The 23,363-nt window shown below is 73.9% G+C and carries 20 protein-coding genes; 13 read left to right on the plus strand and 7 right to left on the minus strand.

Annotated elements, in window-relative coordinates; all coding sequences use genetic code 11:
- Nucleotides 1-203: 203 nt before the first annotated feature.
- Nucleotides 204-746: a YbhB/YbcL family Raf kinase inhibitor-like protein gene (locus QSK52_RS17315; protein WP_285736987.1), complete on the minus strand. Its 543-nt coding sequence runs from the start codon at nt 744-746 to the stop codon at nt 204-206.
- Nucleotides 747-953: 207 nt separating this feature from the next.
- Here QSK52_RS17315 and QSK52_RS17320 point away from each other — a divergent pair, with 207 nt between their 5' ends.
- On the plus strand, nt 954-1,127 hold the full coding sequence (locus QSK52_RS17320; RefSeq protein ID WP_285736988.1) for a hypothetical protein: 174 nt from the start codon (nt 954-956) through the stop codon (nt 1,125-1,127).
- Nucleotides 1,128-1,353: 226 nt separating this feature from the next.
- Here the strand turns inward: QSK52_RS17320 and QSK52_RS17325 are convergent, their stop codons facing one another.
- Nucleotides 1,354-2,133, minus strand: a complete 780-nt coding sequence (locus tag QSK52_RS17325) for an NAD(P)-dependent oxidoreductase (RefSeq protein ID WP_285736989.1) — start codon at nt 2,131-2,133, stop codon at nt 1,354-1,356.
- A gap of 65 nt (nt 2,134-2,198) precedes the next feature.
- Between QSK52_RS17325 and QSK52_RS17330 the strand changes: the two genes are divergently transcribed.
- Nucleotides 2,199-3,089: a LysR family transcriptional regulator gene (locus QSK52_RS17330; protein WP_285736990.1), complete on the plus strand. Its 891-nt coding sequence runs from the start codon at nt 2,199-2,201 to the stop codon at nt 3,087-3,089.
- 30 nt (nt 3,090-3,119) lie between these two features.
- Here QSK52_RS17330 and QSK52_RS17335 read toward each other — a convergent pair whose 3' ends face one another.
- Nucleotides 3,120-3,608, minus strand: a complete 489-nt coding sequence (locus QSK52_RS17335) for a hypothetical protein (RefSeq protein ID WP_014136448.1) — start codon at nt 3,606-3,608, stop codon at nt 3,120-3,122.
- Nucleotides 3,609-3,974: 366 nt separating this feature from the next.
- On the opposite strand from QSK52_RS17335, the gene hemL reads away from it, so the two are divergent.
- The 7 genes from hemL (at nt 3,975) to QSK52_RS17370 (ending at nt 10,932) form a co-directional block, all read left to right on the plus strand.
- On the plus strand, nt 3,975-5,318 hold the full coding sequence (gene hemL, locus QSK52_RS17340) for a glutamate-1-semialdehyde 2,1-aminomutase (RefSeq protein WP_285736991.1): 1,344 nt from the start codon (nt 3,975-3,977) through the stop codon (nt 5,316-5,318).
- A gap of 71 nt (nt 5,319-5,389) precedes the next feature.
- Nucleotides 5,390-6,040 (plus strand): histidine phosphatase family protein, encoded by a 651-nt coding sequence (locus tag QSK52_RS17345; RefSeq protein WP_051827932.1) that lies wholly within the window; start codon nt 5,390-5,392, stop codon nt 6,038-6,040.
- A gap of 152 nt (nt 6,041-6,192) precedes the next feature.
- Nucleotides 6,193-6,792, plus strand: a complete 600-nt coding sequence (locus tag QSK52_RS17350; RefSeq protein WP_285736992.1) for a TlpA family protein disulfide reductase — start codon at nt 6,193-6,195, stop codon at nt 6,790-6,792.
- Nucleotides 6,789-7,568 carry a cytochrome c biogenesis CcdA family protein gene (locus QSK52_RS17355; RefSeq protein ID WP_285736993.1) on the plus strand — a complete coding sequence of 260 codons (780 nt, stop codon included), beginning with the start codon at nt 6,789-6,791 and terminating at the stop codon, nt 7,566-7,568. The genes QSK52_RS17350 and QSK52_RS17355 overlap by 4 nt, the downstream gene beginning before the upstream one ends.
- A gap of 2 nt (nt 7,569-7,570) precedes the next feature.
- Complete coding sequence (gene resB, locus QSK52_RS17360; RefSeq protein ID WP_285736994.1) at nt 7,571-9,343, plus strand: cytochrome c biogenesis protein ResB; 1,773 nt, start codon at nt 7,571-7,573, stop codon at nt 9,341-9,343.
- Nucleotides 9,344-9,346: 3 nt separating this feature from the next.
- Nucleotides 9,347-10,468, plus strand: a complete 1,122-nt coding sequence (gene ccsB / locus QSK52_RS17365) for a c-type cytochrome biogenesis protein CcsB (protein ID WP_285736995.1) — start codon at nt 9,347-9,349, stop codon at nt 10,466-10,468.
- Between the two features lie 59 nt (nt 10,469-10,527).
- Nucleotides 10,528-10,932, plus strand: a complete 405-nt coding sequence (locus tag QSK52_RS17370) for a hypothetical protein (RefSeq protein WP_285736996.1) — start codon at nt 10,528-10,530, stop codon at nt 10,930-10,932.
- A 58-nt stretch (nt 10,933-10,990) separates the two neighbouring features.
- Here QSK52_RS17370 and QSK52_RS17375 read toward each other — a convergent pair whose 3' ends face one another.
- The 3 genes from QSK52_RS17375 to QSK52_RS17385 form a co-directional block, all read right to left on the minus strand.
- Nucleotides 10,991-11,191, minus strand: a complete 201-nt coding sequence (locus tag QSK52_RS17375; RefSeq protein ID WP_285736997.1) for an acyl-CoA carboxylase epsilon subunit — start codon at nt 11,189-11,191, stop codon at nt 10,991-10,993.
- 57 nt (nt 11,192-11,248) lie between these two features.
- Nucleotides 11,249-12,841: an acyl-CoA carboxylase subunit beta gene (locus QSK52_RS17380; RefSeq protein WP_285736998.1), complete on the minus strand. Its 1,593-nt coding sequence runs from the start codon at nt 12,839-12,841 to the stop codon at nt 11,249-11,251.
- A gap of 351 nt (nt 12,842-13,192) precedes the next feature.
- Nucleotides 13,193-13,603, minus strand: coding sequence for a PLD nuclease N-terminal domain-containing protein (locus QSK52_RS17385; RefSeq protein WP_285736999.1), 411 nt, complete (start codon nt 13,601-13,603; stop codon nt 13,193-13,195).
- A gap of 76 nt (nt 13,604-13,679) precedes the next feature.
- Between QSK52_RS17385 and QSK52_RS17390 the strand changes: the two genes are divergently transcribed.
- From QSK52_RS17390 to QSK52_RS17405, 4 genes are all read left to right on the plus strand, one after another.
- The gene (locus tag QSK52_RS17390; protein WP_285737000.1) at nt 13,680-15,137 is read left to right on the plus strand and encodes a menaquinone biosynthesis decarboxylase; all 1,458 of its coding nucleotides are present in this window, start codon (nt 13,680-13,682) and stop codon (nt 15,135-15,137) included.
- A complete protein-coding gene (mqnP, locus tag QSK52_RS17395; RefSeq protein ID WP_285737001.1) occupies nt 15,134-16,036 on the plus strand; it encodes a menaquinone biosynthesis prenyltransferase MqnP in 903 nt (300 codons plus the stop codon). Before QSK52_RS17390 ends, mqnP begins: the two co-directional genes overlap by 4 nt.
- Before the next feature lie 104 nt (nt 16,037-16,140).
- A complete protein-coding gene (locus QSK52_RS17400) occupies nt 16,141-17,835 on the plus strand; it encodes an RNA ligase family protein (RefSeq protein ID WP_285737002.1) in 1,695 nt (564 codons plus the stop codon).
- On the plus strand, nt 17,835-20,510 hold the full coding sequence (locus QSK52_RS17405; RefSeq protein ID WP_285737003.1) for an RNA repair domain-containing protein: 2,676 nt from the start codon (nt 17,835-17,837) through the stop codon (nt 20,508-20,510). The genes QSK52_RS17400 and QSK52_RS17405 overlap by 1 nt, the downstream gene beginning before the upstream one ends.
- A gap of 141 nt (nt 20,511-20,651) precedes the next feature.
- Here QSK52_RS17405 and QSK52_RS17410 read toward each other — a convergent pair whose 3' ends face one another.
- Complete coding sequence (locus QSK52_RS17410; RefSeq protein ID WP_285737004.1) at nt 20,652-23,354, minus strand: fumarate reductase/succinate dehydrogenase flavoprotein subunit; 2,703 nt, start codon at nt 23,352-23,354, stop codon at nt 20,652-20,654.
- Nucleotides 23,355-23,363: the final 9 nt, after the last annotated feature.

The raw sequence follows: 23,363 nt of genomic DNA on the forward strand, positions 1-23,363 counted from the left end.
TCATGCGATGCCTCAAGCGCTTCGTCGCCCGCGAGATCTACCGCGCCCTCACCAGGACACCGACAACCCAACGCATCAACCAGACCGACCTCGCTCCTGCAGCTTGACGTCCATAGGAGCATCCCGGCTCCGACGGGCGGACGGCCCGGCGGCGGACCCGGATCCGGGCCTGCCGCCGGGCCGTCCGCCCGTTCCGCGCCGGGTCACTCCTGCGGGGCCGCGCTCTCGTACTCGACGACCAGCACGGCCCGGGCCAGGGCGAGGAAGCCCAGGGTGCCGCTGACCACGGCCGCCGGGGCGTCCGCGGCCAGCCCGAGGGACTCCACCGGCAGGGCGTGCACGGCGAACACGTAACGGTGCCGGCCGTGGCCGGGCGGCGGGGCGGCGCCGCCGTAGTCGTTGCTGCCGTAGTCGTTGCGACCGTGCACCGCCCCGGCGGGCAGGCCCGGGAACGCGCCGCCGCCCGCACCGGCGGGCAGCTCGGTGGTGTCGGCCGGGAGGTCGGTCAGGAGCCAGTGCCACCACCCGCAGCCGGTCGGCGCGTCCGGGTCGAAGCAGGTCACCGCGAAGCTCCTGGTCTCCGCCGGGAAGCCGGACCAACTGAGCTGCGGCGAGCGGTTCCCGCCCTCGTACGCCTGCTCCTCGCCGAGTTCGCCGCCGTCGACGAGGTCGGTGCTGAGCACGGTGAACGACGGGACGGGTCGCATGAAGTCGAACGGCAGCGGCGGCCTGCTGGGCGTGGTCATCGGTGGGTCCCCCCTCGGGAGTCGGTCGGTGCCGGGCGATCCTAGCCACGCTCCCTTCGATGGCCAAATGCCTTGCAGGCTGCGACAATTGATGCGCGACAAGGGGGGCGGGGCGCGCGGCGGCGGGGGAAACCGCTTGCCTTCGAACGGAATTGGCAGAGACCTCTGGGGGTCGTCGTCCGAGGCCGTCGAGGGGGAGCCCGCGCCGTGGAGGGAGCGTTCTCCCGGGAGTACCGGGCGGCCACCGCCTGTTGCACCGCCGTCACCTTCCCGACCGGGTTCGCCGCGCTCGCCGTCCGCGGCCTGCCCGCCACCGTGCTGCTGCGCGGCCTCTCCTCCGGGACGTTCTTCACCCTGGAGGCGGTCCGGACGAGAGCCTGAACAACGGAGGGAGGCACCATCAGGGGCCCGGGGAACGGCGGGCTCGGGGCTGCTGGCGGTTCACTGCCGGTGCGTGCCGTGGCTTCGGGTTCTGTTCGCACGGCCCGAAGCAGCACGGACATGCCGTTCCCCGGGCTCCTGACGGGGCCACTGCGCAGCTCGGACCCGCCGTTCCCCGAGCCCCTGGTTCGTTCCCCTTCGTCTGCCGAAGAGTTTCCGTCCCCCCCTACCCCGCGGCCGCCGCGAGGTCGAGTTCGGCGCGGGCGGGGTCGGCGAGCAGGGTGGTGAGGGCGGCGGTGAAGACGGGGCCGCCGTCGGCGAGGGCGAGGTCCTTGGCGGCGAGGCGGATCGGGAAGTCCGCGTCGGTGCTGGCGATCCGGGCCATCACGCCGGCCAGCGGGCCCGCGGCCAGCGCGCCGCGGGCCTGGTCGGCGGGGACGCCGAGGCGTTCGGCGACGGCCAGGGCCTCGCCGACCGCGGTCACCGAGGTGACGACCGCGCCCATCACGACGATCTTGAGCGCCGCGCCCGCGCCGGGCCCGCCGCAGCGGACCACCCGGCCGAAGCGCTCCAGCAGGGGCTGGGCCCGGTCCAGGGCCCGGTCCTCGCCGCCCGCGTAGACGACCAGGGTTCCGGCGGCGGCCGCGTCGACGCTGCCGAGCACGGGGGCGTCCACCAGGTCGACGCCGTCCGGGAGCAGGGCCTGCTGCTCGGCGACGGCCGCCGGGCCGACCGAGGACATGTCGATCCACAGGGTGCCCGGGGCGAGGGCGGGGCGGAACCGGTCCGCGACCTCGGCGACCGCCGCCGGGTCGGACAGCATGGTCACCACCACGCCCGCGCCGCGCACCGCCTCCGCCGGGGAGGCCGCCTCGGTGAGGCCCGCCGCCCGGCCCGCGGTCCGGTTCCAGACCACCAACTCCTTTGCCGCACCGCTCAGTCGACGGGCCAGCGGAAGTCCCATCCGGCCCAGCCCCAGCACTGCCACGCGCTCCGTGATCTCCATGCCGACCACGCTAGGCGCCGCCCGGGCAGGCGACAAACGAATGTCCGGCATGGTAGCCATGCGGGATGGACATGGCATGGCTGGAGGTCTTCCGGACCGCGGCCCGGCTCGGCTCGTTCACCGCGGCGGGCGGGCAGTTGGGGTGGACGCAGTCCGCGGTCTCCCGTCAGATCGCCTCGCTGGAGGCCGAGTTGGGCGTCCCGCTGTTCGACCGGCTGCCCCGCGGGGTGGCGCTGACCGAGCACGGGCGGACGCTGCTGCCGCACGCCGAGGCGCTGCTGGACCGGCTCGACGGCACCCGGCGCGACCTCGCCTCGCTGACCGGGCTGACTGCCGGACGGCTCCGGCTGGGGGCCTTCGACAGCGCCAACGCCGCGCTCGTCCCGGCCGCGCTGGCCGCCTTCCGGGCCGCTCACCCGGCGATCGCGCCGACCCTCACCGAGGGGCTCTCCGGGGCGCTGCTGGACCTGCTCGCGGACGGCTCGATCGACCTCGCGCTGGTCACCGCCTACCCGGAACACCCGTACGACACCGAGCGGTTCGAGCTGCACCGGCTGGTCGACGACCCCGTCCTGGTGGCCGTCCCGCGCAGCCACCGGCTGGCCCGGCGCCGCCGCCTGCGGCTGGCCGAGCTGGCCGGGGAGCCGTGGATCGCCGCCAGCCGCCGCCCCGAGGCGACCCTGCTGGCGGCCTGCGTCCGCAACGGCTTCCAGCCGCGGGTGGAGTACGAGGTGGCGGGCTGGACGGCCAAACTGGGCCTGGTGGCGGCCGGGTTGGGCATCACGCTGATCCCCTCGCTGGCGGCCCGGGCGGCCCGGCCCGACCTGGCGCTCGTGCCGCTGCACCCGGAGGACACCCCCGTCCGGCACGTCCACACCGCGACCCGCCGCGGCCACCTGCCCGTCCCGGCCGTGGCCGCCTTCCTGCCGTTCCTGCGCGCGGCGGCAGGGAACTGAGCAGCGGTGCGGGCCGGGTGGGCCGGGGGGTCAGGGCCAGACCAGGCAGTACAGCTGGTGGCCGGCCTCGTGCAGGCGGTTGGCGAAGTCCTGCCACTCGTGCAGCATCTGGTAGATGACGAAGGCGTCCCGCGGGCCGCGGCGGTCGGGGACGGTGGACCAGATGAAGGCGGCGGCGCCGAGCTCGGTCTCGTCGGCCTTGCGGAGCGGTTCGACCACGGTGTGCGGGAGCTGGACCACCGCGTAGTCGGGGTGCAGGACGACCAGTTCGAGCGGGGGGACGTGGTGCAGCGGAACGCCCTGGATGCCGGTGAGGACCATCGCGCTCATCGTCTCGGGCTTGATCTTGGTGGAGAGGTGGCCGTTGACGGAGCCGCTGGTCTCCATCAGGTCGCCGAGCCGGCCGAGGGCGCCGAGCTCCCCGGCGTCGAGGCCGAGGCCGCCGGGACCGAGGGCGGTGGGAACCCTGGCGGCGGTGGCGCGGTCCGGAGCGCCGAAGTACTTGTAGGTGACCCCCACTCTGCCCTCGCCCCTCCTTCCCCTGCCCGTTCCCGTACCCCCGCCGGTCTCGCCGGGCCGGCGGCTGCGCCCCGCGGCCTCGTCGAAACCGTCCTGCCTCTCGGACACTGGACCATCCTCACCGGAACTCGCCGGAATCGACAGACCTTCGCACGCTCGGTGTCCCTCCCGAACATGCCCCTTACCCGCCTGTCGGCGTGCTACACGAGCGCGCGTCACCCGACCTTACCTTTGGTACAGCCAGTGAGGGGAGCAGCACACGGATCATCGTTCCAGATGATCGGGCCCGACATGCAGAACGCCAGGACACGATTTGAGACCATGTGCGGGTAAGAGCGGTTCCCGGCCGCTCCCAGCACCCAACGGATGAGCGAGCAGATGAGCTACCCGTACGAAGCCCCCCAGTCCCAGTCGCTGTTCGACCGCGCGCTGGCCGTCACCCCCGGCGGCGTCAACTCGCCGGTGCGCGCCTTCCGCGCGGTCGGCGGCACGCCCCGCTTCATGGTGTCCGGCACCGGCCCGTACCTGACCGACGCGGACGGCCGCGAGTACGTGGACCTGGTCTGCTCCTGGGGCCCGATGCTGCTCGGCCACGCCCACCCGGCGGTGGTCGAGGCGGTGCAGCGGGCGGTGGCCCTGGGCACCTCGTTCGGCACGCCCGGGCAGGGCGAGGTGGAGCTGGCCGAGGAGATCGTCGCCCGGATCGCGCCGGTCGAGCAGGTCCGCCTGGTGTCCAGCGGCACCGAGGCGACCATGTCGGCGATCCGGCTGGCCCGAGGCTTCACCGGCCGCGCGAAGGTGGTGAAGTTCGCCGGTTGTTACCACGGTCACGTGGACGCGCTGCTGGCCGCCGCCGGTTCCGGCGTCGCCACCTTCGGCCTGCCGGACACCCCGGGCGTGACCGGCGCCCAGGCCGGCGACACCATCGTGCTGCCGTACAACGACCTGGACGCGGTGCGCGCCGCGTTCGCCGCCCACCCCGGCGAGATCGCCTGCGTGATCACCGAGGCGTCGCCCGGCAACATGGGCGTCGTCCCGCCGCTGCCCGGCTTCAACCGCGGCCTGGCCGAGATCTGCCGGGCCGACGGCGCGCTGTTCGTCTCCGACGAGGTGATGACCGGCTTCCGGGTCTCCAAGGCCGGCTGGTACGGGCTGGAGGCCGCGCAGGAGGGCTGGGCGCCGGACCTGCTGACCTTCGGCAAGGTGATGGGCGGCGGCTTCCCCGCCGCGGCCTTCGGCGGCCGCGCCGACGTGATGGCGCAGCTGGCCCCGGCCGGCCCGGTCTACCAGGCGGGCACCCTCTCCGGGAACCCGATCGCCACCGCCGCGGGCCTGGCCCAGCTGCGGCACTGCACCGACGAGGCGTACGCGGCCGTGGACCGGGCCGCCGCCGAGGTGTCCGGCCTGGTCACCGCGGCGCTCGCCAAGGAGGGCGTGGCGCACCGGCTGCAGACCGCGGGCAACATGTTCTCGGTCTTCTTCACCGAGCAGCAGGTCACCAACTACGACGAGGCGCGCACCCAGCAGGCGTTCCGCTTCAACTCCTTCTTCCACTCGATGCTGAGCCAGGGCGTCTACCTGCCGCCGTCGGCCTTCGAGTCCTGGTTCGTCTCGGCCGCGCACGACGAGCGCGCGATCGAGCGGATCGCCGCCGCCCTGCCCGCCGCCGCCCGCGCCGCGGCCGAGGCCACCGAGGAGACCGCCAAGTGACCGAGAACACCAGCGAGAACACCGGCGAGAACAGCGCCCGGGACGACAAGGAGATCACCGTCGTCCACGTGATGCGGCACGGCGAGGTGCACAACCCGGAGGGCGTGCTCTACGGCCGCCTCCCGGACTACCACCTCTCCGACCTGGGCCGGCAGATGGCCGAGCGGGTGGCCGAGCACCTGCAGGACCGGGACGTCACGTACGTGGTGGCCTCGCCGCTGGAGCGGGCGCAGGAGACCGCCGAGCCGATCGCCAAGGCGCACGGGCTGCAGGTGGCGGCCGACCCGCGGCTGATCGAGGCGGAGAACGTCTTCGAGGGCAAGACCTTCGGCGTCGGCGACGGCTCGCTGCGCAACCCCGGGTACTGGAAGTACCTGACCAACCCGTTCAAGCCGTCCTGGGGCGAGCCGTACATCGACCAGGTGGTGCGGATGATGGGCGCGATCGCGGCGGCCCGGGACGCGGCGCGCGGGCACGAGGCGGTGTGCGTCAGCCACCAGCTGCCGATCTGGATCCTGCGCTCGTTCGCGGAGCGGCGCCGGCTGTGGCACGACCCGCGCCGTCGGCAGTGCTCGCTGGCCTCGCTGACCAGCTTCACCTACGAGGGCGACCGGATCGTCTCGATCGGCTACCGCGAGCCGGCCCGGGACCTGCTGCCCGCGCACCTGGTGGGCAAGGGCAAGAAGGGCGACAAGCCGGTCGGCAAGAGCTTCGGGGCGTAGCTCACACCGGGCCCCTCCGGGGTAAGCCCCCGGAGCGGCGAAATGCCCGAATTAAGACGATCATAAGCGAAAAAAGCGCAGGTCACGGGGGGTCCGGTCGACAAGGCCGGACCCCCCTAAAACGGGCCGAAGAGCCATGCGAAACTTTTCACATGACACGGACGTCCAGCCGCCGCACCCGCTTCGTCGCCGTCCTCGGCGCGGCCTCCGCCCTGGCCCTCGCCGGGTGCTCCAGCTCCGGTTCCGGCAGCGGCGACAGCGGTGTCGGCTTCGTCACGGGCAAGGGCGGCATCGCCACCGCCGGCCCCGCCAAGCGGGTCGCCGCCCCCGACGTCACCGGCACCTCGCTGGACGGCAGCGGCACCCTCAGGCTCTCCGACTACCGCGGCAAGGTGGTCGTCCTCAACATCTGGGGCTCCTGGTGCAGCCCCTGCCGGGCCGAGGCCAAGGGCCTGCAGGAGGCCAGCGAGAAGTACGGCGACCGGGTGCAGTTCCTCGGCATCAACACCCGGGACACCGACCCCGCGAACGCCGTCGCGTTCGAGAAGAACTTCGGCGTGACCTACCCGAGCATCTACGACCCGGACGGCGCCGAGATCCTCAAGTTCCCCAAGGGCAGCCTCAACCCGCAGTCCATCCCGACCACCATCGTGGTCGACAAGGACGGCAGGCTGGCCGCCCGGGCGATGCGCGCGATGTCCGCCGAGGACCTGCAGGGCATGGTCGACCCGGTGCTGGCGGAGTCGAAGTGAGCACCCTGCTGGCAGCCGCCGACGTCGGGTACAACGAGACGGTCGGCAGCGGCGCGCTGGTGCTCGCGCTGCCGATCGCGCTGGCCGCCGGGCTGCTCTCGTTCTTCTCGCCGTGCGTGCTGCCGCTGGTGCCCGGCTACCTCAGCTACGTCACCGGCTTCTCCGCCGCCGACCTCTCCGACGCCAGGGGCGCCCGGCGCGGCCGGATGCTGGCGGGCTCGCTGCTGTTCGTGCTCGGCTTCGCCGCGGTGTTCGTCTCCGGCGGCGCCCTGTTCGGCACCTTCGGCAGCAGCCTGCTGGAGCACCGGCGGGCCATCTCGGTCGTGATGGGCCTGCTGACCGTGCTGATGGGCCTGGCCTTCATGGGCCTGCTGCCCGGCTTCACGATGCGCGAACTGCGCTCGCACCGCCGCCCCGCGATCGGCCTGGCCGGCGCCCCGCTGCTCGGCCTGGTCTTCGGCCTCGGCTGGACGCCGTGCATCGGCCCGACCATGGCGGCGATCCAGGGACTGGCCATCGACCAGGCCAGCGCCGGGCGTGGCGCGCTGCTGATGGCCGTCTACTGCCTGGGCCTCGGCGTACCGTTCGTCCTGGCCGCCCTGGCGTTCCGCAAGGCGCTGGGCGCCTTCGGCTGGGTCAAGCAGCACTACCAGTGGGTGATGCGGATCGGCGGCGGCATGCTGGTCGCGGTCGGCCTGGCCCTGGTGACGGGGGTGTGGGACGCGCTGGTCAACCAGCTGCAGTACCTCACCCAGGACTTCTCGATCGGAATCTGACCGTGAGCGACACGAAGACCAGCCCCCAGCCGGCCGACGCCGCGGAAGGCCCCGACGCCGAACGCCCCGACGCCGAACGGCTCGACGACGTCGAGCGGCTCAGCACCGCGCCCGAGGAGAACGACGCCGTCCCGGCCGGCATAGGCGTGCTCGGCTGGCTGCGCTGGTTCTGGCGCCAGCTCACCTCGATGCGGGTCGCGCTGCTGCTGCTGTTCCTGCTCTCGCTGGCGGCGATCCCCGGTTCGCTGGTGCCGCAGGAGCCCAACACCTTCAAGATCACGGCGTGGAAGAACGCCCACAAGGGCCTGGCCCCGCTCTTCGAGAAGCTCCAACTCTTCGACGTCTACAGCTCGGTGTGGTTCTCCGCGATCTACATCCTGCTGTTCGTCTCGCTGGCGGGCTGCATCCTGCCGCGCACCTGGCAGTTCGTCGGCGTGCTGCGCGCCCAGCCCCCGGCCGCCCCGCGCAACCTGACCCGGATGCCGGTCTACGCGGCCTGGCACACCGACGCCGACCCGGCGGCGGTCAACGCGGCCGCGCACCGGTTGCTGAAGAAGCGCGGCTTCCGGGCCGCGGCCGGCTCCGGCTCGGTGGCCGCCGAGAAGGGCTACCTGCGCGAGGTCGGCAACCTGCTGTTCCACTTCGCGCTGTTCGCCCTGCTGGCCGGTTTCGCCTGGGCCAGCCTGTTCAGCGGCTCCGGCACCAAGATCGTGCTGGAGGGCCAGGGCTACTCCAACACCACCACCCAGCTGGACGACTTCACCGGCTCCGCGTTCTACGGCGTCGACGACCTGGACGCCTTCGGCTTCAAGCTGGACGGCTTCACCGCCGACTTCCAGACCTCCGGTCCGGCGGCCGGCACCGCCAAGGAGTTCGTCGCCAACGTCCGCTACTGGGAGGGCGCCGACACCAGCAAGCAGAAGAACGCGAAGATCGAGGTCAACCACCCGCTGGAGGTGGGCGGCACCAAGGTCTTCCTGACCGCGCACGGCTTCGCCCCGGTGGTGACCGTCCGCAACGCCAAGGACGAGATCGTCTACCGCGGCCCGACGGTGTTCCTGCCGCAGGACTCCAACGTCACCTCGCCCGGCGTGATCAAGGTCAACGACTACGGCACCGGCCCCGACGGCCGGAAGACCCAGCTCGCCCTCAGCGGCATGTTCCTGCCCACCGCCCCGGACGACTTCAACGAGACCGGCCGCCCGGTCTCGGTCTTCCCCGCCGCGGCCAACCCGCGGCTGGTGATCACCGCCTACGTCGGCGACCTGCGCACCGACAGCGGCCTGCCGCAGAACGTGTACGAGCTCGACGACAAGGCGATGACGCAGCTGAAGGTCAACGGCGCGCCCGCCTCCGTCCCGCTCCAGGTCGGCCAGGGCTGGCAGCTGCCCGACGGCTACGGCAGCGTCACCTTCGACGGCTACCAGCAGTGGGCCAACTTCACGATCTCGCACCGCCCCGGCAACGCGGTCGCGCTGACCGGCGCGGTCGCCGCGATCCTCGGCCTGATCGGCTCGCTGTTCGTCCAGCGCCGCCGGATCTGGGTCCGCGCGGTGACCGCCCCCGACGGCCGCACCCTGGTCGAGGTGGCCGGGCTGGGCCGCAGCGAGTCCGCCCGCACCGCCGAGGAACTCGCCGAGATCGCCGTCGAGCTGCAGGACGACGCCCCGGCCGCCGACGAACCCCCGGGGCCCGACGGCCCCGCCGACGACGCACCCGCCGCAGCCGACTCCCCGGCCGCAGCCGTCCCCACCGCCCCGGAAACCAAGGAGTAGACGGTGCTGCTCGCGCAGGTCGACACCCAGTTGGCCAACCTCTCCAACTACCTCATCTACTCGGCGATGACCGTCTACACGCTGGCGATGTTCGCCCAGGTCTTCGAGTGGACGTTCGGCGCCAAGGGCGGCGTCGCCGTCCGCTCCGCGCAGCAGAGCACGCTGGCCGAGACGGTCGCCGCCTCCGCGGAGGCGGCCAAGGGCGTCCGCAAGGTCACCGTCACCGTCGCCGCCCAGGGCGGCGGCACCACCACCCTCACCCGCACCGCCCTCGCCGACGCCGGTGCCACCACCGTCACCAGCGGCCGCGGCGACGGCGGTCCGGCCGACGGCGTCGGCCCGGCCGGCACCAGCGAGAAGGCCGACCTGGCCGGCCGGATCGCGGTCTCGCTGACCGTGCTCGGCATGCTGCTGCACGCCGCCAGCGTGGTGGCCCGCGGCCTGTCGGTGATGCGCTGGCCGTGGGGCAACATGTACGAGTTCTCGTGCGCGTTCGCCCTGATGATGGTCGGCGCGTACGTGATCCTGCTCGCCACCAAGAAGAACGTCCGCTGGCTCGGCCTGCCGGTGACGGTGGTCGCGCTGTTGATCCTCGGCGTCGCCGTCTCCGTCCTCTACACCGACTCCGAGCAGCTCGTCCCCGCCCTGCACTCCTACTGGCTCGGCATCCACGTCTCGACCGCCACCATCTGCGGCGGCGCGTTCTTCGCCGCCTTCGTCGCCACCGCGGCGTACCTGCTCAAGGACCGCTACGAGCACCGCGTCGCGGCGGGCCTGACCGTCCGCGCCGCCAACCTGATGGAGCGCCTGCCCGCCTCCGGCACCCTGGACAAGCTCTCCTACCGGATCAACGCCGTCATCTTCCCGCTCTGGACGTTCACCATCATCGCGGGCGCGATCTGGGCCGAGGCCGCCTGGGGCAAGTACTGGGAGTGGGACCCGAAGGAGACCTGGTCCTTCATCACCTGGGTCGCCTACGCCGCCTACCTGCACGCCCGGGCCACCGCGGGCTGGCGCGGCCGCAAGGCCGCCTACCTGGCGCTGCTCGCCTTCGCCTGCTGGCTGTTCAACTTCTACGGCGTCAACATCTTCATCACCGGCAAGCACTCCTACGCCGGCGTCTGACGCCCCCCGCACCACCCCCCACCACCCACGCACCACGAAGCCGCGAGGAGGGCCGCACCATGGAGTGCGACGAGGTCATCATGACCGTCCGAATCACCGCAGCGGAACGCACGCTGCTGCGACGGCTCGCCCAGGGCCACCACAGCGACGTCTCCGAAGTCGTCGCCGACGGGCTGCTGGACGTCCTGCCCACCCTGCACTGCCCGGCCGACGCCCACCGGCTGCTGGCCGCGCTCAGCACGCCCGCGCCCTGCGCGCTCACCGTCTGGCTCCCCACCGAGCTGGCCGACCTGCTCACCATCGCCACCGCCCGGATCGCCCAGTCCACCGGCGTCCGGCTCGGCTCCTCCTGCATCATGCTCGGGGCCGCGGTGCGCCTGTGGCTGGCCCAGGACCCGCAGCGGCTGGCCGCCAACCTCACCACCATGCACGCCGGCCGTCCGACCGCGCTGGCGGCCGCGTAACGGCCCGCAGGCACGCAGGAGGGGCCCGGGACGACGTCCCGGGCCCCTCCTGCGCGTGCTACGCGGCCTGCTGCCAGCTGACCGGCGAGAAGTACGCCGGGCGGCGCTCGACGCGCGACCAGGTCGCGATCGGCTCGACGGCCGGGGCGGCGGCGGTGGCGGCGGCCACCGCGGCCCGGGCGGCCAGGACCGCGGTCAGCGCGGCCAGTTCCTCGGCGGTCAGCGAGCCGCGGACGACGCGGACGAGAGGTTCGCTCATGGTTCCCGTTCTCCCCCAAGCTTGATTCTGAAAGGTTTCGGCACGTGCTGCGGCCGGTTACATCGGCGGGTTGCCGTGCTTGCGGCTCGGCAGGTCGGCGTGCTTGGTGCGGAGCATGGCGAGGGAGGAGGCGAGCACGGCCCGGGTCTCGGCCGGGTCGATGACGTCGTCCACGAGGCCGCGCTCGGCCGCGTAGTACGGGTGCATCAGTTCGCTCTTGTACTCCTTGATCTTCTGCGCCCGGGTCGCCTCGGGGTCCTCGGAGGCGGTGATGTCCCGGCGGAAGATGACGTTCGCGGCGCCCTCGGCGCCCATCACGGCGATCTCGTTGGTCGGCCAGGCGAAGGAGAGGTCCGCGCCGATCGAGCGGGAGTCCATCACGATGTACGCGCCGCCGTACGCCTTGCGCAGGATCAGCTGGATCCGCGGCACGGTGGCGTTGCAGTACGCGTACAGCAGCTTCGCGCCGTGCCGGATGATGCCGTCGTGCTCCTGGTCGACGCCGGGCAGGAAGCCGGGCACGTCCAGCATGGTGACCAGCGGGATGTTGAAGGCGTCGCACATCTGCACGAAGCGGGCGGCCTTCTCGGAGGCGTTGATGTCCAGCACGCCGGCCAGCGACTGCGGCTGGTTGGCGATGATGCCGACCACGTGGCCGTCGATCCGGGCCAGCGCGCAGATCACGTTGGTGGCCCAGCGCTCGTGGACCTCCAGGTACTCGCCGTGGTCGACGACCTCCTCGATGACCTTGCGCATGTCGTACGGGCGGTTGCCGTCGGCCGGGACGAGGTCCAGCAGCGAGTCGTTGCGGCGGTCCACCGGGTCGTCCGCGGCCACCGTGGGCGGCATCTCCCGGTTGTTCTGCGGCAGCAGCGACAGCAGGTAGCGCACCTCCTCGATGCAGGACTGCTCGTCGTCGTAGACGAAGTGCGAGACGCCGGAGACCGAGGAGTGGACGTCCGCGCCGCCCAGGCCGTTCTGGGTGATCTTCTCGCCGGTGACGGCCTGCACGACGTCCGGGCCGGTGATGAACATCTGCGAGGTCTCGCGGACCATGAACACGAAGTCGGTCAGCGCCGGGCTGTAGGCCGCGCCGCCCGCGCACGGGCCGAGCATCACCGAGATCTGCGGGATCACGCCGGAGGCCCGGGTGTTGCGCTGGAAGATGCCGCCGTAGCCGGCCAGCGCGGTCACGCCCTCCTGGATCCGGGCGCCCGCGCCGTCGTTCAGCGAGACCAGCGGCGCGCCCGCGGCGATGGCCATGTCCATGATCTTGTGGATCTTCTGCGCGTGGGCCTCGCCCAGCGCGCCGCCGAAGATCCGGAAGTCGTGCGCGTAGGTGAACACCGTCCGCCCGTGCACGGTGCCCCAGCCGACGACGACGCCGTCGGTGTGCGGCTTCTTCGCCTCCAGGCCGAAACCCTGGGCGCGGTGCCGCCGCAGCGGCTCCACCTCGTGGAAGGAGCCCTCGTCCAGCAGCAGCTCGATCCGCTCCCGCGCGGTCAGCTTGCCCTTGGCGTGCTGCGCCTCGGTGGCCTGTTCGCTCGGCCCGCGGCGGACCTGCTCGCGCAGCTCGTGCAACTCGGCAACCCGGCTACGGGCATCGGCCGGAGCCTCGCCGCCGACCGGCGCATCGTGCAGGACCGTCATCTCGAACCACTCCAAGCTCGCGTGGGGCAGCGAACACTTCTACTGCTACGACAGTACGAGTCGGGGCGCCCCGCTCTCGGCGTCGAATCCGTACAAGGTCGGAAGCCGATCGCTGTACAGGCCCCACATAGGGGGGCGCACACCCCTACCGCCGGGTCGCTTCCGGCGGGGCAGGGGGTGCCCCCCTGTCGGGGGGTGGGGGAGAGGTCGAATTGGCAGGTCAGCGGCAAGGTCGCGGGTGCGGGAAGGCCGTCGGCCCGCCGTCCGCCGACAGGGGCGCACGCGGGCCGACGGCCGGGTGTTCGAGGACCGGATCAGGTCCGGATGGTAGGGATGCGCCAAAAGGCGGGATCAGCCCTTCGGCCGGTCGCCGTCCTCCGGGTGCTCGCCGCCGCGGCGCAGCTCCTCCTCGCGGCGGCGCAGGTCCGCCTCCCACTGCTTGAGCATGTCCTCGTGCTGCTCGTTGCCGCGCTTCAGCGAGGCGAGGAACTCCGGGTCGTCGTCCGGGGCCGGCGGGCGCTCGTACCCGGGGTACCCGGCGGTCGGGCCGGACGGCCAGGACGCCCGGCCGCGGCGGGCGCCGGTGCGCTCGCGGCCGGCCACCAGCCAGGCGATCGAGCCGACCAGCGGGAAGAACAGCACGACGATCACCCAGACCACCTTCGGCAGGTGGCGGACCTCGTCCTCGGGGGTGGTCAGGCAGTCGACGAACGCCCACACCCACAGGGCCAGCAGCGCCACCACGGGCACGACTCTCAACACGGCGCGGATTCTCCCGGGGAGGCTCGAACAGGACCCTTGGCGGGCTCAGGGTAGCCCGTACCGGATACTGACAGGTATGGCATACGACGATCTCCGTTCCTTCCTCCGGGCGCTGGAGCGGGAGGGCGACCTCAAACGGATCAAGGTCGAGGTCGACCCCTACCTGGAGGTCGGCGAGATCGTCGACCGGGTGCAGAAGGCCAAGGGCCCCGCCCTGCTGTTCGAGAACGTCAAGGGCTCGGCGATGCCGCTGGCCATGAACGTCTTCGGCACCGAGCGGCGGCTGTCCAAGGCGCTCGGCCTCAAGTCGCCCGACGACATCGCCGAGAAGATCGGCGGCCTGCTCAAGCCCGAACTTCCGCAGGGCTTCACCGGCTTCCGGGAGGCGTTCGGCAAGCTCGCCTCGATGGCGCACGTGCCGCCGCGGAACGTGAAGTCCGCCGACGCGCCCGTCCACGAGGTGGTGCTCACCGGCGAGGACGTCGACCTGGAGCAGCTACCCGCGCTGTTCACCTGGCCGCTGGACGGCGGCTCCTTCTTCAACCTCGGCCTCACCCACACCAAGGACCCGGACTCCGGCGTCCGCAACCTCGGCCTGTACCGGCTGCAGCGGCACGACAGGCGCACCATCGGCATGCACTGGCAGATCCACAAGGACAGCCGCAACCACGCCGCGGTGGCCGCCAGGCGCGGCGAGAGGCTGCCCGTCGCGATCGCCTTCGGCTGCCCGCCCGCCGTCACCTACGCCGCCACCGCGCCGCTGCCCGGCGACATCGACGAGTACCTGTTCGCCGGGTTCGTCGCGGGGGAGCGGGTCCGGATGGTCGACTGCAAGACCGTCCCGCTGCAGGTCCCGGCGGACGCCGAGGTGGTGCTGGAGGGCTGGCTGGAGCCCGGCGAGCTGCTGCCCGAGGGCCCGTTCGGCGACCACACCGGCTTCTACACCCCGCAGGAGCCCTTCCCGGCGCTGACCGTCGACTGCGTGACGATGCGCCGCCGCCCGCTGCTGCAGTCCATCGTGGTCGGCCGCCCGCCCACCGAGGACGGGCCGCTGGGCAAGTTCACCGAGCGCTTCTTCCTGCCGCTGCTCAAGGTGATCATCCCGGACATCGTCGACTACGACCTGCCCGAGGCCGGCGGCTTCCACAACTGCGTGATCGTCTCGATCGACAAGAAGTACCCCAAGCACGCGCAGAAGGTCATGCACGCCATCTGGGGCGCCCACATGATGTCGCTGACCAAGCTGATCGTCGTGGTGGACGCCGACTGCGACGTCCACGACTACCAGGAGGTCGCCTGGCGGGCCCTGGGCAACGTCGACTACAGCCGGGACCTCTCGGTCGTCGAGGGCCCGGTCGACCACCTCGACCACGCCTCCTACCAGCAGTTCTGGGGCGGCAAGGCGGGCATCGACGCCACCCGCAAGCTCCCCGAGGAGGGCTACACCCGCGACGGCGGCTGGCCCGAGATGGTCACCTCCGACCCGGAGACCGCGGCCCGGGTCACCCGCCGCTGGAAGGAGTACGGACTGTGACCACTGCGGAAGCGTTCGAGGCCCCGCCGAGCCGGACCAGGGCCTTCCTGCGCCTGGTCGTGATCGAGCACTCGGTCTTCGCGCTGCCCTTCGCCTACACCGCCGCGCTGACCGCGATGTTCCTCGCCGACCGGTCGGTGCACTGGCGCGAGCTGCTGCTGGTCACCGTCTGCATGGTCGGCCTGCGCACCTTCGCGATGGCCGCCAACCGGATCATCGACCGCGAGATCGACGCCCGGAACCCGCGCACCGCGGGCCGCGAACTCGTCACCGGCGCCGTCTCGCTGCGCACCGCGTACGTCGGCTCGGCGATCGCGCTGGTGGTCTTCCTCGGCTCGGCGGCGCTGCTCAACACGCTCTGCCTGCTGCTCGCGCCGGTGGCCGTCGTCCCGATGGTGGTCTACCCGTACGGCAAGCGGTTCACCGACTTCCCGCAGGCGATCCTGGGCCTGGCCCAGGCGATGGGGCCGATCGGCGCCTGGCTGGCCGTCACCGGCAGCTGGTCCTGGGACGCGGTGGTGCTCGGCCTGGCGGTCGGCATCTGGATCGGCGGCTTCGACCTGATCTACGCCTGCCAGGACGTCGCGGCCGACCGCGGCACCGGCGTGCGCTCCGTCCCGGCCCGGTTCGGGGTGCCCGCCGCGATCACCGGCGCCCGGGTCTGCCACGCGGTCACCACCGCGCTGCTCGCCTGGTACGCGGTGCTGACCGACGCGGGCGCGTTCTTCTGGTGCGGGCTCGCCGTGGTGGCCGGGGCGTTCGTCTACGAGCACACCATCGTCAAGCCGCACGACCTGTCGCGGCTGAACCGGGCGTTCTTCTCCACCAACGGGTTCGTGGGCATCTCGCTGTTCGCCTTCGCCCTGATCGACCTGATCAGCCGCGGTCTGACGGTCTGACCACCGGTCCACGACAGGGGCGCGCGGGACACTCCGCGCGCCCCTTCGCGCGTCCGCCCAAATTCGTTGGCCGGGCGGATCGACCCGTCCCTAGGGTGGTCCGCATGCGCGTTCACTACCCCCGGACCCCGCACCTCCCGTGGTCCCCGGGGGCGGCGGCCGACGACCTCCGCAACCGGGACGCCTCCGGCCTGGCCGGCACCGAGGTGGTCGTCACCGAGAAGCTCGACGGCGAGAACACCACGCTCTACCCCGACGGCCTGCACGCCCGCTCGCCGGACTCCGCGCACCACCCCTCCCGCGCCTGGGTGAAGGGCCTGCAGGGCCGGATCGGCCCGCACATCCCGCCCGGCTGGCGGATCTGCGGGGAGAACCTGTACGCCCGGCACTCGCTCGCCTACACCGACCTGGACAGCTGGTTCCACGGCTTCTCGGTCTGGACCGACCGCGACCGCTGCCTGGACTGGGACGCCACCGTCCGCTTCCTGCGCCGCCTCGGCGTGCCCACCCCCCGGGTGCTGTGGCGCGGCCGCTACGACGAGCGGGCGATCCGCGCGATCGAGCTCGACCCGGACCGCCAGGAGGGCTACGTGGTGCGGACGGTCGCGGGCTTCGACCGGGCCGAGTTCGGCCGCCGGGTCGCCAAGTGGGTGCGCCCGCAGCACGTGCGGACCGACACCCACTGGATGCACGCCGCCGTGGTCGAGAACGGCCTCGGCCCGAACTCCGCGCTCTGGCACGTCCGTTCCGGCGGCGCGCCGGACGCGGCCGCGCTCGGCGCCGCCCTCGGGCGCGACCTCGACCCCGAACTCGACGGCATCACCGCCCGGTTGGACGCCCTCGGCCGCACCGGCGACGCCCGGCTCGACGGCGTCCTCGCCCACGCGCTGCGCGCCGACCGCCGCGAACGGCTGCTGCCCGCCCTGGCCGGGCCGCTCGGCCTGCCGCAGGCCCGCCGGATCGCCGACCTGGTCGGCCTGCACCCGCAGCTCGCCCGGCCGTACCCCGACGAGCAGCGCCGGGCCGGGCTCACCGGACTCACCGCCGCCGCCGACCTCGGCGTGCTGCACGCCGTCGCCGCCGAGGCCCACCCCGCCGCCGAGCAGGAGGTCGCCTGGTCGGCCCTGCACGCCGAGGAGGCCGGACTGCTCGGCCCCGACCCGCTCGGCCCGCTCCGCACCGGCCTGCGCGAAGCCCTCGCCGACCTCCCGCCGGACGTCCGCGACCGGTGCTGGGCGCAGGCCCGCGAGGCGTACGGCCTCGGCCGGATCACCACCGCCGAGGAGGCCGTCGCCGCCACCTGGGCCCGGCGCGACGGCCGCTTCCCCCGGCTGTTCCACCTCTGCGGCCCCTCCGGCAGCGGAAAGTCCACGTACGCCGCCACCCTGCCCGGCACCCGGGTCAGCCTGGACGAGCTGCGGGCCGCCCGCGGCTCCCGCGCCGAGCAGCGCGACAACCCCGAACTGCTGCGCCGGGGACTGACGGCGCTGGAGGCCGCCCTGGCGGACGGCGGCACCGCCGTGTGGGACGCCACCTCGCTCAACCGCCACCAGCGCGGCCACGTCCGGGCCGTCGCCGAGCGCCGCGACGCGCTGCTCACCCACGTCGTCGCCGTCGTCGACGAGGCCGAACTGCGCCGCCGCAACGGCGTCCGCCCGCACCCCGTCCCCGCCGAGGTGCTGACCGCCCAGCTGCACCGCTGGACCCCGCCCTACCCCGGCCAGGCCCACCGCACCTGGTACCTGGACGCCGACGGCACGGTGGCGGCCACCGCCGGGTGCCTGGACGAGGAGGACTGATGCGCCCCATCGAGCAGGTCTGCCAGCGCGTCCGCTGGGACGACCGCTTCGACCCGGCCCGGTTCACCCTCGGCGTCCGGCAGCGCGACGACCGCACCGAGCGCGTCCCGCTGGAGAGCTTCACCGCCGCCGGGGACGTGCCCTGGCACCGGGTCCGGTACGTCGAGGCCGACGGGCAGGTGGTCTGGGACCGCGTCACCGGCACCGACCTGCTCGACACCACCACCGCCGGGCGGCGCACCGACCCGGCCGTGCTGCCCGCGCCGTTCTTCACCCCGAGCACCCCGCACGCCTGGCACCCCGACCGCGGCTGGCGGCCCGCCGCGGCCCGGCCGGCCCACGGCGCCGGGCCGCTGCGGGTGGTCACCTGGAACACCCTGTGGGACCGCTACGACCCCGAGCTGATCCACACCGCCCGCCGCCGTCCGCTGCTGCTCGCCGCGCTCGAAGCCGCCGACGCCGACCTGATCGCCCTCCAGGAGGTCGAACCGGCCCTGGTCAAGCTGTTGCTGGCCCAGGAGTGGGTCCGGCGCGGCTACACCCTGGGCGCCGACCCGTTCGGCCGGGAGATCGACGAGCACGGGCTGCTGCTGCTCAGCCGCCTCCCCGTCCAGGAGGCCGGACGGCACGCCCTCGGCCCGCACAAGGCCGTCACCGCGGTCACCGTCCGCACCGCCGCCGGGCCGCTCACCGTCGCCGCGGTCCACCTCAGCAGCGACCACTCGACCGACGGCGCCGCCCGCCGCACCGCCGAACTCGCCGTCCTCGCCGAGGGGTTCGCCGCCGTCCCGGGCGACCTGCTGGTGCTCGGCGACTTCAACGACGGCACCGACACGCCCGCCACCGCCCTCGGCCTGCGCGACACCTGGACCGAGGCGCACGGCCCCGGGGACCGCACCCCCACCTTCGACCCCGTCGCCAACCCGCTCGCCGCCGTCTCCTCGCTCACCGGCCGGGCCGGCCGCCTCGACCGCGTCCTGCTCCGCCCCGGCCGGGCCCGCACCACCGCCGCCCGCCTGCTCGGCGACCGCCCGGGCCCCGACGGCCTGCACCCCTCCGACCACTACGGCCTCGCCGTCGACCTCGACCCCGAGCCCGTCGACGGCCTGCTCGACGCCCCCACCACCGCCCGCACCGCCGTCGCCTGGCTGCCGCCCGCCCACCTGTGGCCCGCCGTCCAGCGCCTGCGCGCCCGCCACGACCCGCAGCACGGGCACTGGCCGCCGCACGTGAACCTGCTGTTCGGCTTCGTCGCCGAGCACGAGTTCGACCGGGCGCTCCCGCTGCTCGCCGAGGCCGCCGCCGAAGTCCCGCCGTTCGGCACGGAGCTGGCGGGCGTGCGGACCTTCGAGCAGCCCGGCGCCACCACCCGCTGGCTCGACCCGGCCGTCGGGGCCACCGCCGCCTGGGCGGCCCTCCACCAGGCCCTGCAGCGCCGCTTCCCGCAGTGCCGCACCCGCGAGGGCGGCTACCGGCCGCACCTCACCCTGGGCCGCGGCGACTTCCCCGTCCACGAGCTGCCGCCCGCGCGGGCCACCGTCGGCGAACTCGTGCTGCTCTCCCGGCGCGGCGACGGGCCGATGACCCCGCGCGCCCTGGTCAGCCTCGGCACCGGCGCGGTCCGCGAGCTGCCCGAGCCGTCCGCGCCCGCCGTCCGCGTCGAACCTCCTTGCGACACCGCCGGGTTGACCGCCCGGATCGCCGCCGTCCTCCCCGGCGAGACCCACCTCGTCGGCTCCCGCCGGATGCGCTGCCACCTGGACGGCGCCGACCTCGACCTGGTCGCCGTCCTGCCCGGGCCCTTCGAACCCGCCGACCTCGCGCGGCAGTTGGCCGAGGCGCTGCCCGAGGCCCGGCACGTCCGGGAGGTCCGCGGCGCCCGCGTCCCCGGCCTGCGGCTGGACTGCGCCGGCCTCACCGTCGACCTGGTGCTCGCCCCCGCCGACGACTCCGCCGAAGCCGCCACCGCCCGCAGCGCCGTCACCGACGCCGACGCGGTCCTGGCCGCCGTCGGCCCCCGGCACGCGGCCTTCGCCGCCCTCGCCTGCCGGGTCAGGACCTGGACGGCGGCCCGCGGCCTCGCCTCCGCCCCCTTCGGCCACCTCCCCTCCCTGGCCTGGACGGTCCTCGCCGCCCGCACCGTCACCGAGACCGACACCGACGACCCGGCCGCGCTCTTCCGGCACTTCACCGAGACCTGGGCCGCCTGGGACTGGCGACGCCCCGTCACCCTCCTCGGCGACCCCGCCGCCCCCACGTCCGACCCCGTCACCGTCCTCACCCCCACCGCCCCCGTCCGCAGCTGCACCACCCAGGTCGGACCCGGCACCCGCGACCTGATCGCCGAAGAGCTCTACCGCGCCTGGGAACTCGGCCCCGACCACCCCGAACTCCTCGCGCCGCCCCCGCTCCACCGCCGCCACGCCGCCTGGCTCCTCCTCAGCCCCGCCCCCGACCGCCTCGGCCCCACCCGCGGCCGCCTCCGCACCCTCCTCACCGCCCTCGAACCCCTCGCCCCCGCCCTCCACGCCTGGCCTCGCCCCCTCCCCGGCCCCGCCCTCGCCATCGGCCTCGGCCCCACCCCGCCCGCCCCGGAGACCCTCGCCCCCCTGCTCCGCGACCTCCTCCCGGAGGTGCCGTACGAGGTCCGCCCCGGCGGAGAGCTCGACTTCTGAGGCCCCGTCAGGGGCTCGGGGAACGGCGAGTCCGTGCTGCTGGTGGCCGCGGTAACAGAACCCGAAGCCGCCGCACGCACCGGCAGTGCACCGTCAGCGGTTCCGGGCCTGCCGTTCCCCGGGCCCCTGACGGCGCTACCCCTACGCCCCCTTGAGCGCCAGCCGCGCGTACGCCCGCACGTCCGCGTCCCCGTCCGCCAGCCGTTCCCGCAGCGCCGCGTCCACGCCCGCCTCGGCGACCCCCGCCGCCATCGCGCGGACCGCGGCCTTGCGGACGTCCGCGTTCCCGTCCGCCGCGAGCCCGACCAGCGCGCTCCAGCGGCCGGCCGCGCCCAGCACGCCCGCGGCCGCCTTCCGCACCTGCCAGGCCGGGTCCGGACGCTCCGCCAGTTCCGCCAGTTCCGCGAGGCCCCCGCCCAGCCCCGCCGCCCCGGTGAACGCCCCCGCCCGCACCAGCGGGTCCGGGTCCTCGGCCAGCGCCGCCAGCACCTCCGCCGAGGAGGCGTCGCCGATCACCCCCAGCCCTTCGCCGACGGCGACCCGCACCTCCCGGGCGACGTCCGCCGCCCCGGCGGCCAGCGCGTCTGCCGCGTCCAGCGAGACCAGCCCGCGGACGGCCTGCAGGCGCACCGCCGTCTCCGCGTCGCGCAGCCCGGCCGCGAACAGCGCGACCGACCCGGTGCGCAGCACCCGCGCGAGCTCCTGGACGCCCGCCCGCACCACCGGGTCGGCGGACCCGGCCGCGGCGGCCAGCCCGTCCCCGAGCGAGGCGTCCAGCACCTCGACCAGCTCCCGCAGGCCCGCGACGGCCGCGCCGCGGACCCGCCCGTCCGGGTCGCCGAGCGCGGCGACCAGCGCTGCGCCGGTGCCCTCCGGCGTGTGCTCGGTGAGCGCGGCGACGGCGGCCAGCCGGACGTCCGGGTCGGGGTCGGCCAGGTACCGCACGACCGCGGCGCCCTCGGCCCGCAGCACCTCCAGCACCCGCCCCTGCTCGCGTTCCTGTTCGCGCTCCGGCGGCTTCGCGTCCCCGCCCGTGCCGCCGCCCGCGCCCCCGCTGCCCACCGCGGCCGCGGCTGCGGTCGCGGCGGTGCGGCCGACGACCATCGCCTCGACGGTGCCGAGCAGTTCGACCTCCCCGGCGGGGGGCTCCAGGCCGTCGACCGGGACGAGGTAGGGCGCGACCGGCCGGGTCAGGAACTCCATCGCACCGTCGGCCCGCTTGCGCAGGTTGAGGTGCCGGAACCAGCGCCCGTCGTCCTGCGCGGGCCGGTCCAGGCGCTGGTGGTAGAGGCCCCAGCGGGACTCCTCCCGGGCGAGCGAGGCACGCGCCGCCATCTCCGCGCAGTCCCGGATGAAGTCGACCTCGACCGCGCGCATGAGTTCGTGCGGGGTGCGGGCGCCGATCGCGGCGACCTCGCCGCGCATCCGCTCGAAGTGGTCGAGCGCGACGGAGAGCCGGGCGCCGGTCTTCGGCGGGGCGACGTAGTCGTTGACGAAGCGCCGCAGCTTGTACTCGACCTGCTGCTGCGGCGGCCCGTCGGGGTGCTCCAGCGCCCGGTAGACCAGCCGGTGCGCCTCGGCGACCTGCTCCGCGGGCAACTGGGCCCGGACGTCCGGCAGGTGGGCGGCGGCGTGCGTCCCGGCCAGCTCGCCGAAGACGAACGCCCCGATCATGTAGTTGTGCGGCACGCAGGCCAGGTCCCCGGCCGCGTACAGCCCGGGCACCGTGGTCGCGGCGTTCTCGTCGACCCAGACGCCGCTGGCGCTGTGCCCGCCGCACAGGCCGATCTCGGAGATGTGCATCTCCACGTCGTGGGTGCGGTAGTCGTGGCCGCGCCCGGCGTGGAAGGTGCCGCGGCTGGGACGTTCGGTGGTGTGCAGGATGGACTCCAGCGCCTGCACGGTCTCCTCCGGCAGGTGGGTGGTCCGCAGGTACACCGGGCCGCGGTCGGAGGCGAGTTCGACCGCGAACTCGGCCATCATCTGCCCGGACCAGTAGTCGGAGTCGACGAAGCGCTCGCCGTGCCGGTTGACCTGGTAGCCGCCGAACGGGTTGGCGACGTACGCGCAGGCGGGGCCGTTGTAGTCCTTGATCAGCGGGTTGATCTGGAAGCACTCGATGCCGGAGAGCTCCGCGCCCGCGTGGTACGCCATCGCGTAGCCGTCCCCGGCGTTGGTCGGGTTCTCGTAGGTGCCGTACAGGTAGCCGCTGGCGGGCAGCCCGAGCCGTCCGCACGGCCCGGTGGCCAGCACCACGGCCCCGGCCGAGACCAGCACGAACTCGCCGCTGCGGGTGTCGAACCCGGCCGCGCCGACCGCCCGCCCGCCCTCGGTGAGCACCCGCACCGGCATCACCCGGTTCTCGACGGTGACCCTCTCGCGCATCCGGCGCTCGCGCAGGACGCGGTACAGCACCTTCTTGACGTCCTTGCCCTCGGGCATCGGCAGCACGTACGAGCCGGAGCGGTGCACCTGCCGCACCGCGTACTCGCCGTGCTCGTCCTTCTCGAACTTGACGCCGTAGCGCTCCAGCCGCTGCACCATGGCGAAGCCGCGCCGGGCGGTCTGCCGCACCGTCGCCTGGTTGACGACGCCGTCGTTGGCGCGGGTGATCTCGGCGACGTACGCGTCCGGGTCGGCCCGGCCGGGGACGATCGCGTTGTTGACGCCGTCCATGCCCATCGCGAGCGCCCCGGAGTGGCGCACGTGCGCCTTCTCCAGCAGCAGGACGCGCGCTCCGGCCTCGGCGGCGGCGATCGCGGCCATCGACCCGGCGGTGCCGCCGCCGACGACCAGGACGTCGCACTCCAGGCGGCGCGCCTCGCTGATCTCGGGTGTGCGCATCTGCCGTGC

Source organism: Kitasatospora phosalacinea (assembly GCF_030268885.1).
Classification (GTDB): domain Bacteria; phylum Actinomycetota; class Actinomycetes; order Streptomycetales; family Streptomycetaceae; genus Kitasatospora; species Kitasatospora phosalacinea_C.

Bases quoted from the DNA above. Each gene is read 5' to 3' on its own strand.
- hemL (WP_285736991.1), top strand. From the start codon at position 3,975: ATGAGCGAGCAGATGAGCTACCCGTACGAAGCCCCCCAGTCCCAGTCG.
- QSK52_RS17400 (WP_285737002.1), top strand. From the start codon at position 16,141: ATGCGCGTTCACTACCCCCGGACCCCGCACCTCCCGTGGTCCCCGGGG.
- QSK52_RS17325 (WP_285736989.1), bottom strand. From the start codon at position 2,133: ATGGAGATCACGGAGCGCGTGGCAGTGCTGGGGCTGGGCCGGATGGGA.
- QSK52_RS17410 (WP_285737004.1), bottom strand. From the start codon at position 23,354: ATGCGCACACCCGAGATCAGCGAGGCGCGCCGCCTGGAGTGCGACGTC.
- QSK52_RS17330 (WP_285736990.1), top strand. From the start codon at position 2,199: ATGGACATGGCATGGCTGGAGGTCTTCCGGACCGCGGCCCGGCTCGGC.
- QSK52_RS17345 (WP_051827932.1), top strand. From the start codon at position 5,390: ATGCGGCACGGCGAGGTGCACAACCCGGAGGGCGTGCTCTACGGCCGC.
- QSK52_RS17315 (WP_285736987.1), bottom strand. From the start codon at position 746: ATGACCACGCCCAGCAGGCCGCCGCTGCCGTTCGACTTCATGCGACCC.
- QSK52_RS17375 (WP_285736997.1), bottom strand. From the start codon at position 11,191: ATGAGCGAACCTCTCGTCCGCGTCGTCCGCGGCTCGCTGACCGCCGAG.
- QSK52_RS17405 (WP_285737003.1), top strand. From the start codon at position 17,835: ATGCGCCCCATCGAGCAGGTCTGCCAGCGCGTCCGCTGGGACGACCGC.
- QSK52_RS17390 (WP_285737000.1), top strand. From the start codon at position 13,680: ATGGCATACGACGATCTCCGTTCCTTCCTCCGGGCGCTGGAGCGGGAG.
- QSK52_RS17380 (WP_285736998.1), bottom strand. From the start codon at position 12,841: ATGACGGTCCTGCACGATGCGCCGGTCGGCGGCGAGGCTCCGGCCGAT.
- QSK52_RS17350 (WP_285736992.1), top strand. From the start codon at position 6,193: ATGACACGGACGTCCAGCCGCCGCACCCGCTTCGTCGCCGTCCTCGGC.
- QSK52_RS17370 (WP_285736996.1), top strand. From the start codon at position 10,528: ATGGAGTGCGACGAGGTCATCATGACCGTCCGAATCACCGCAGCGGAA.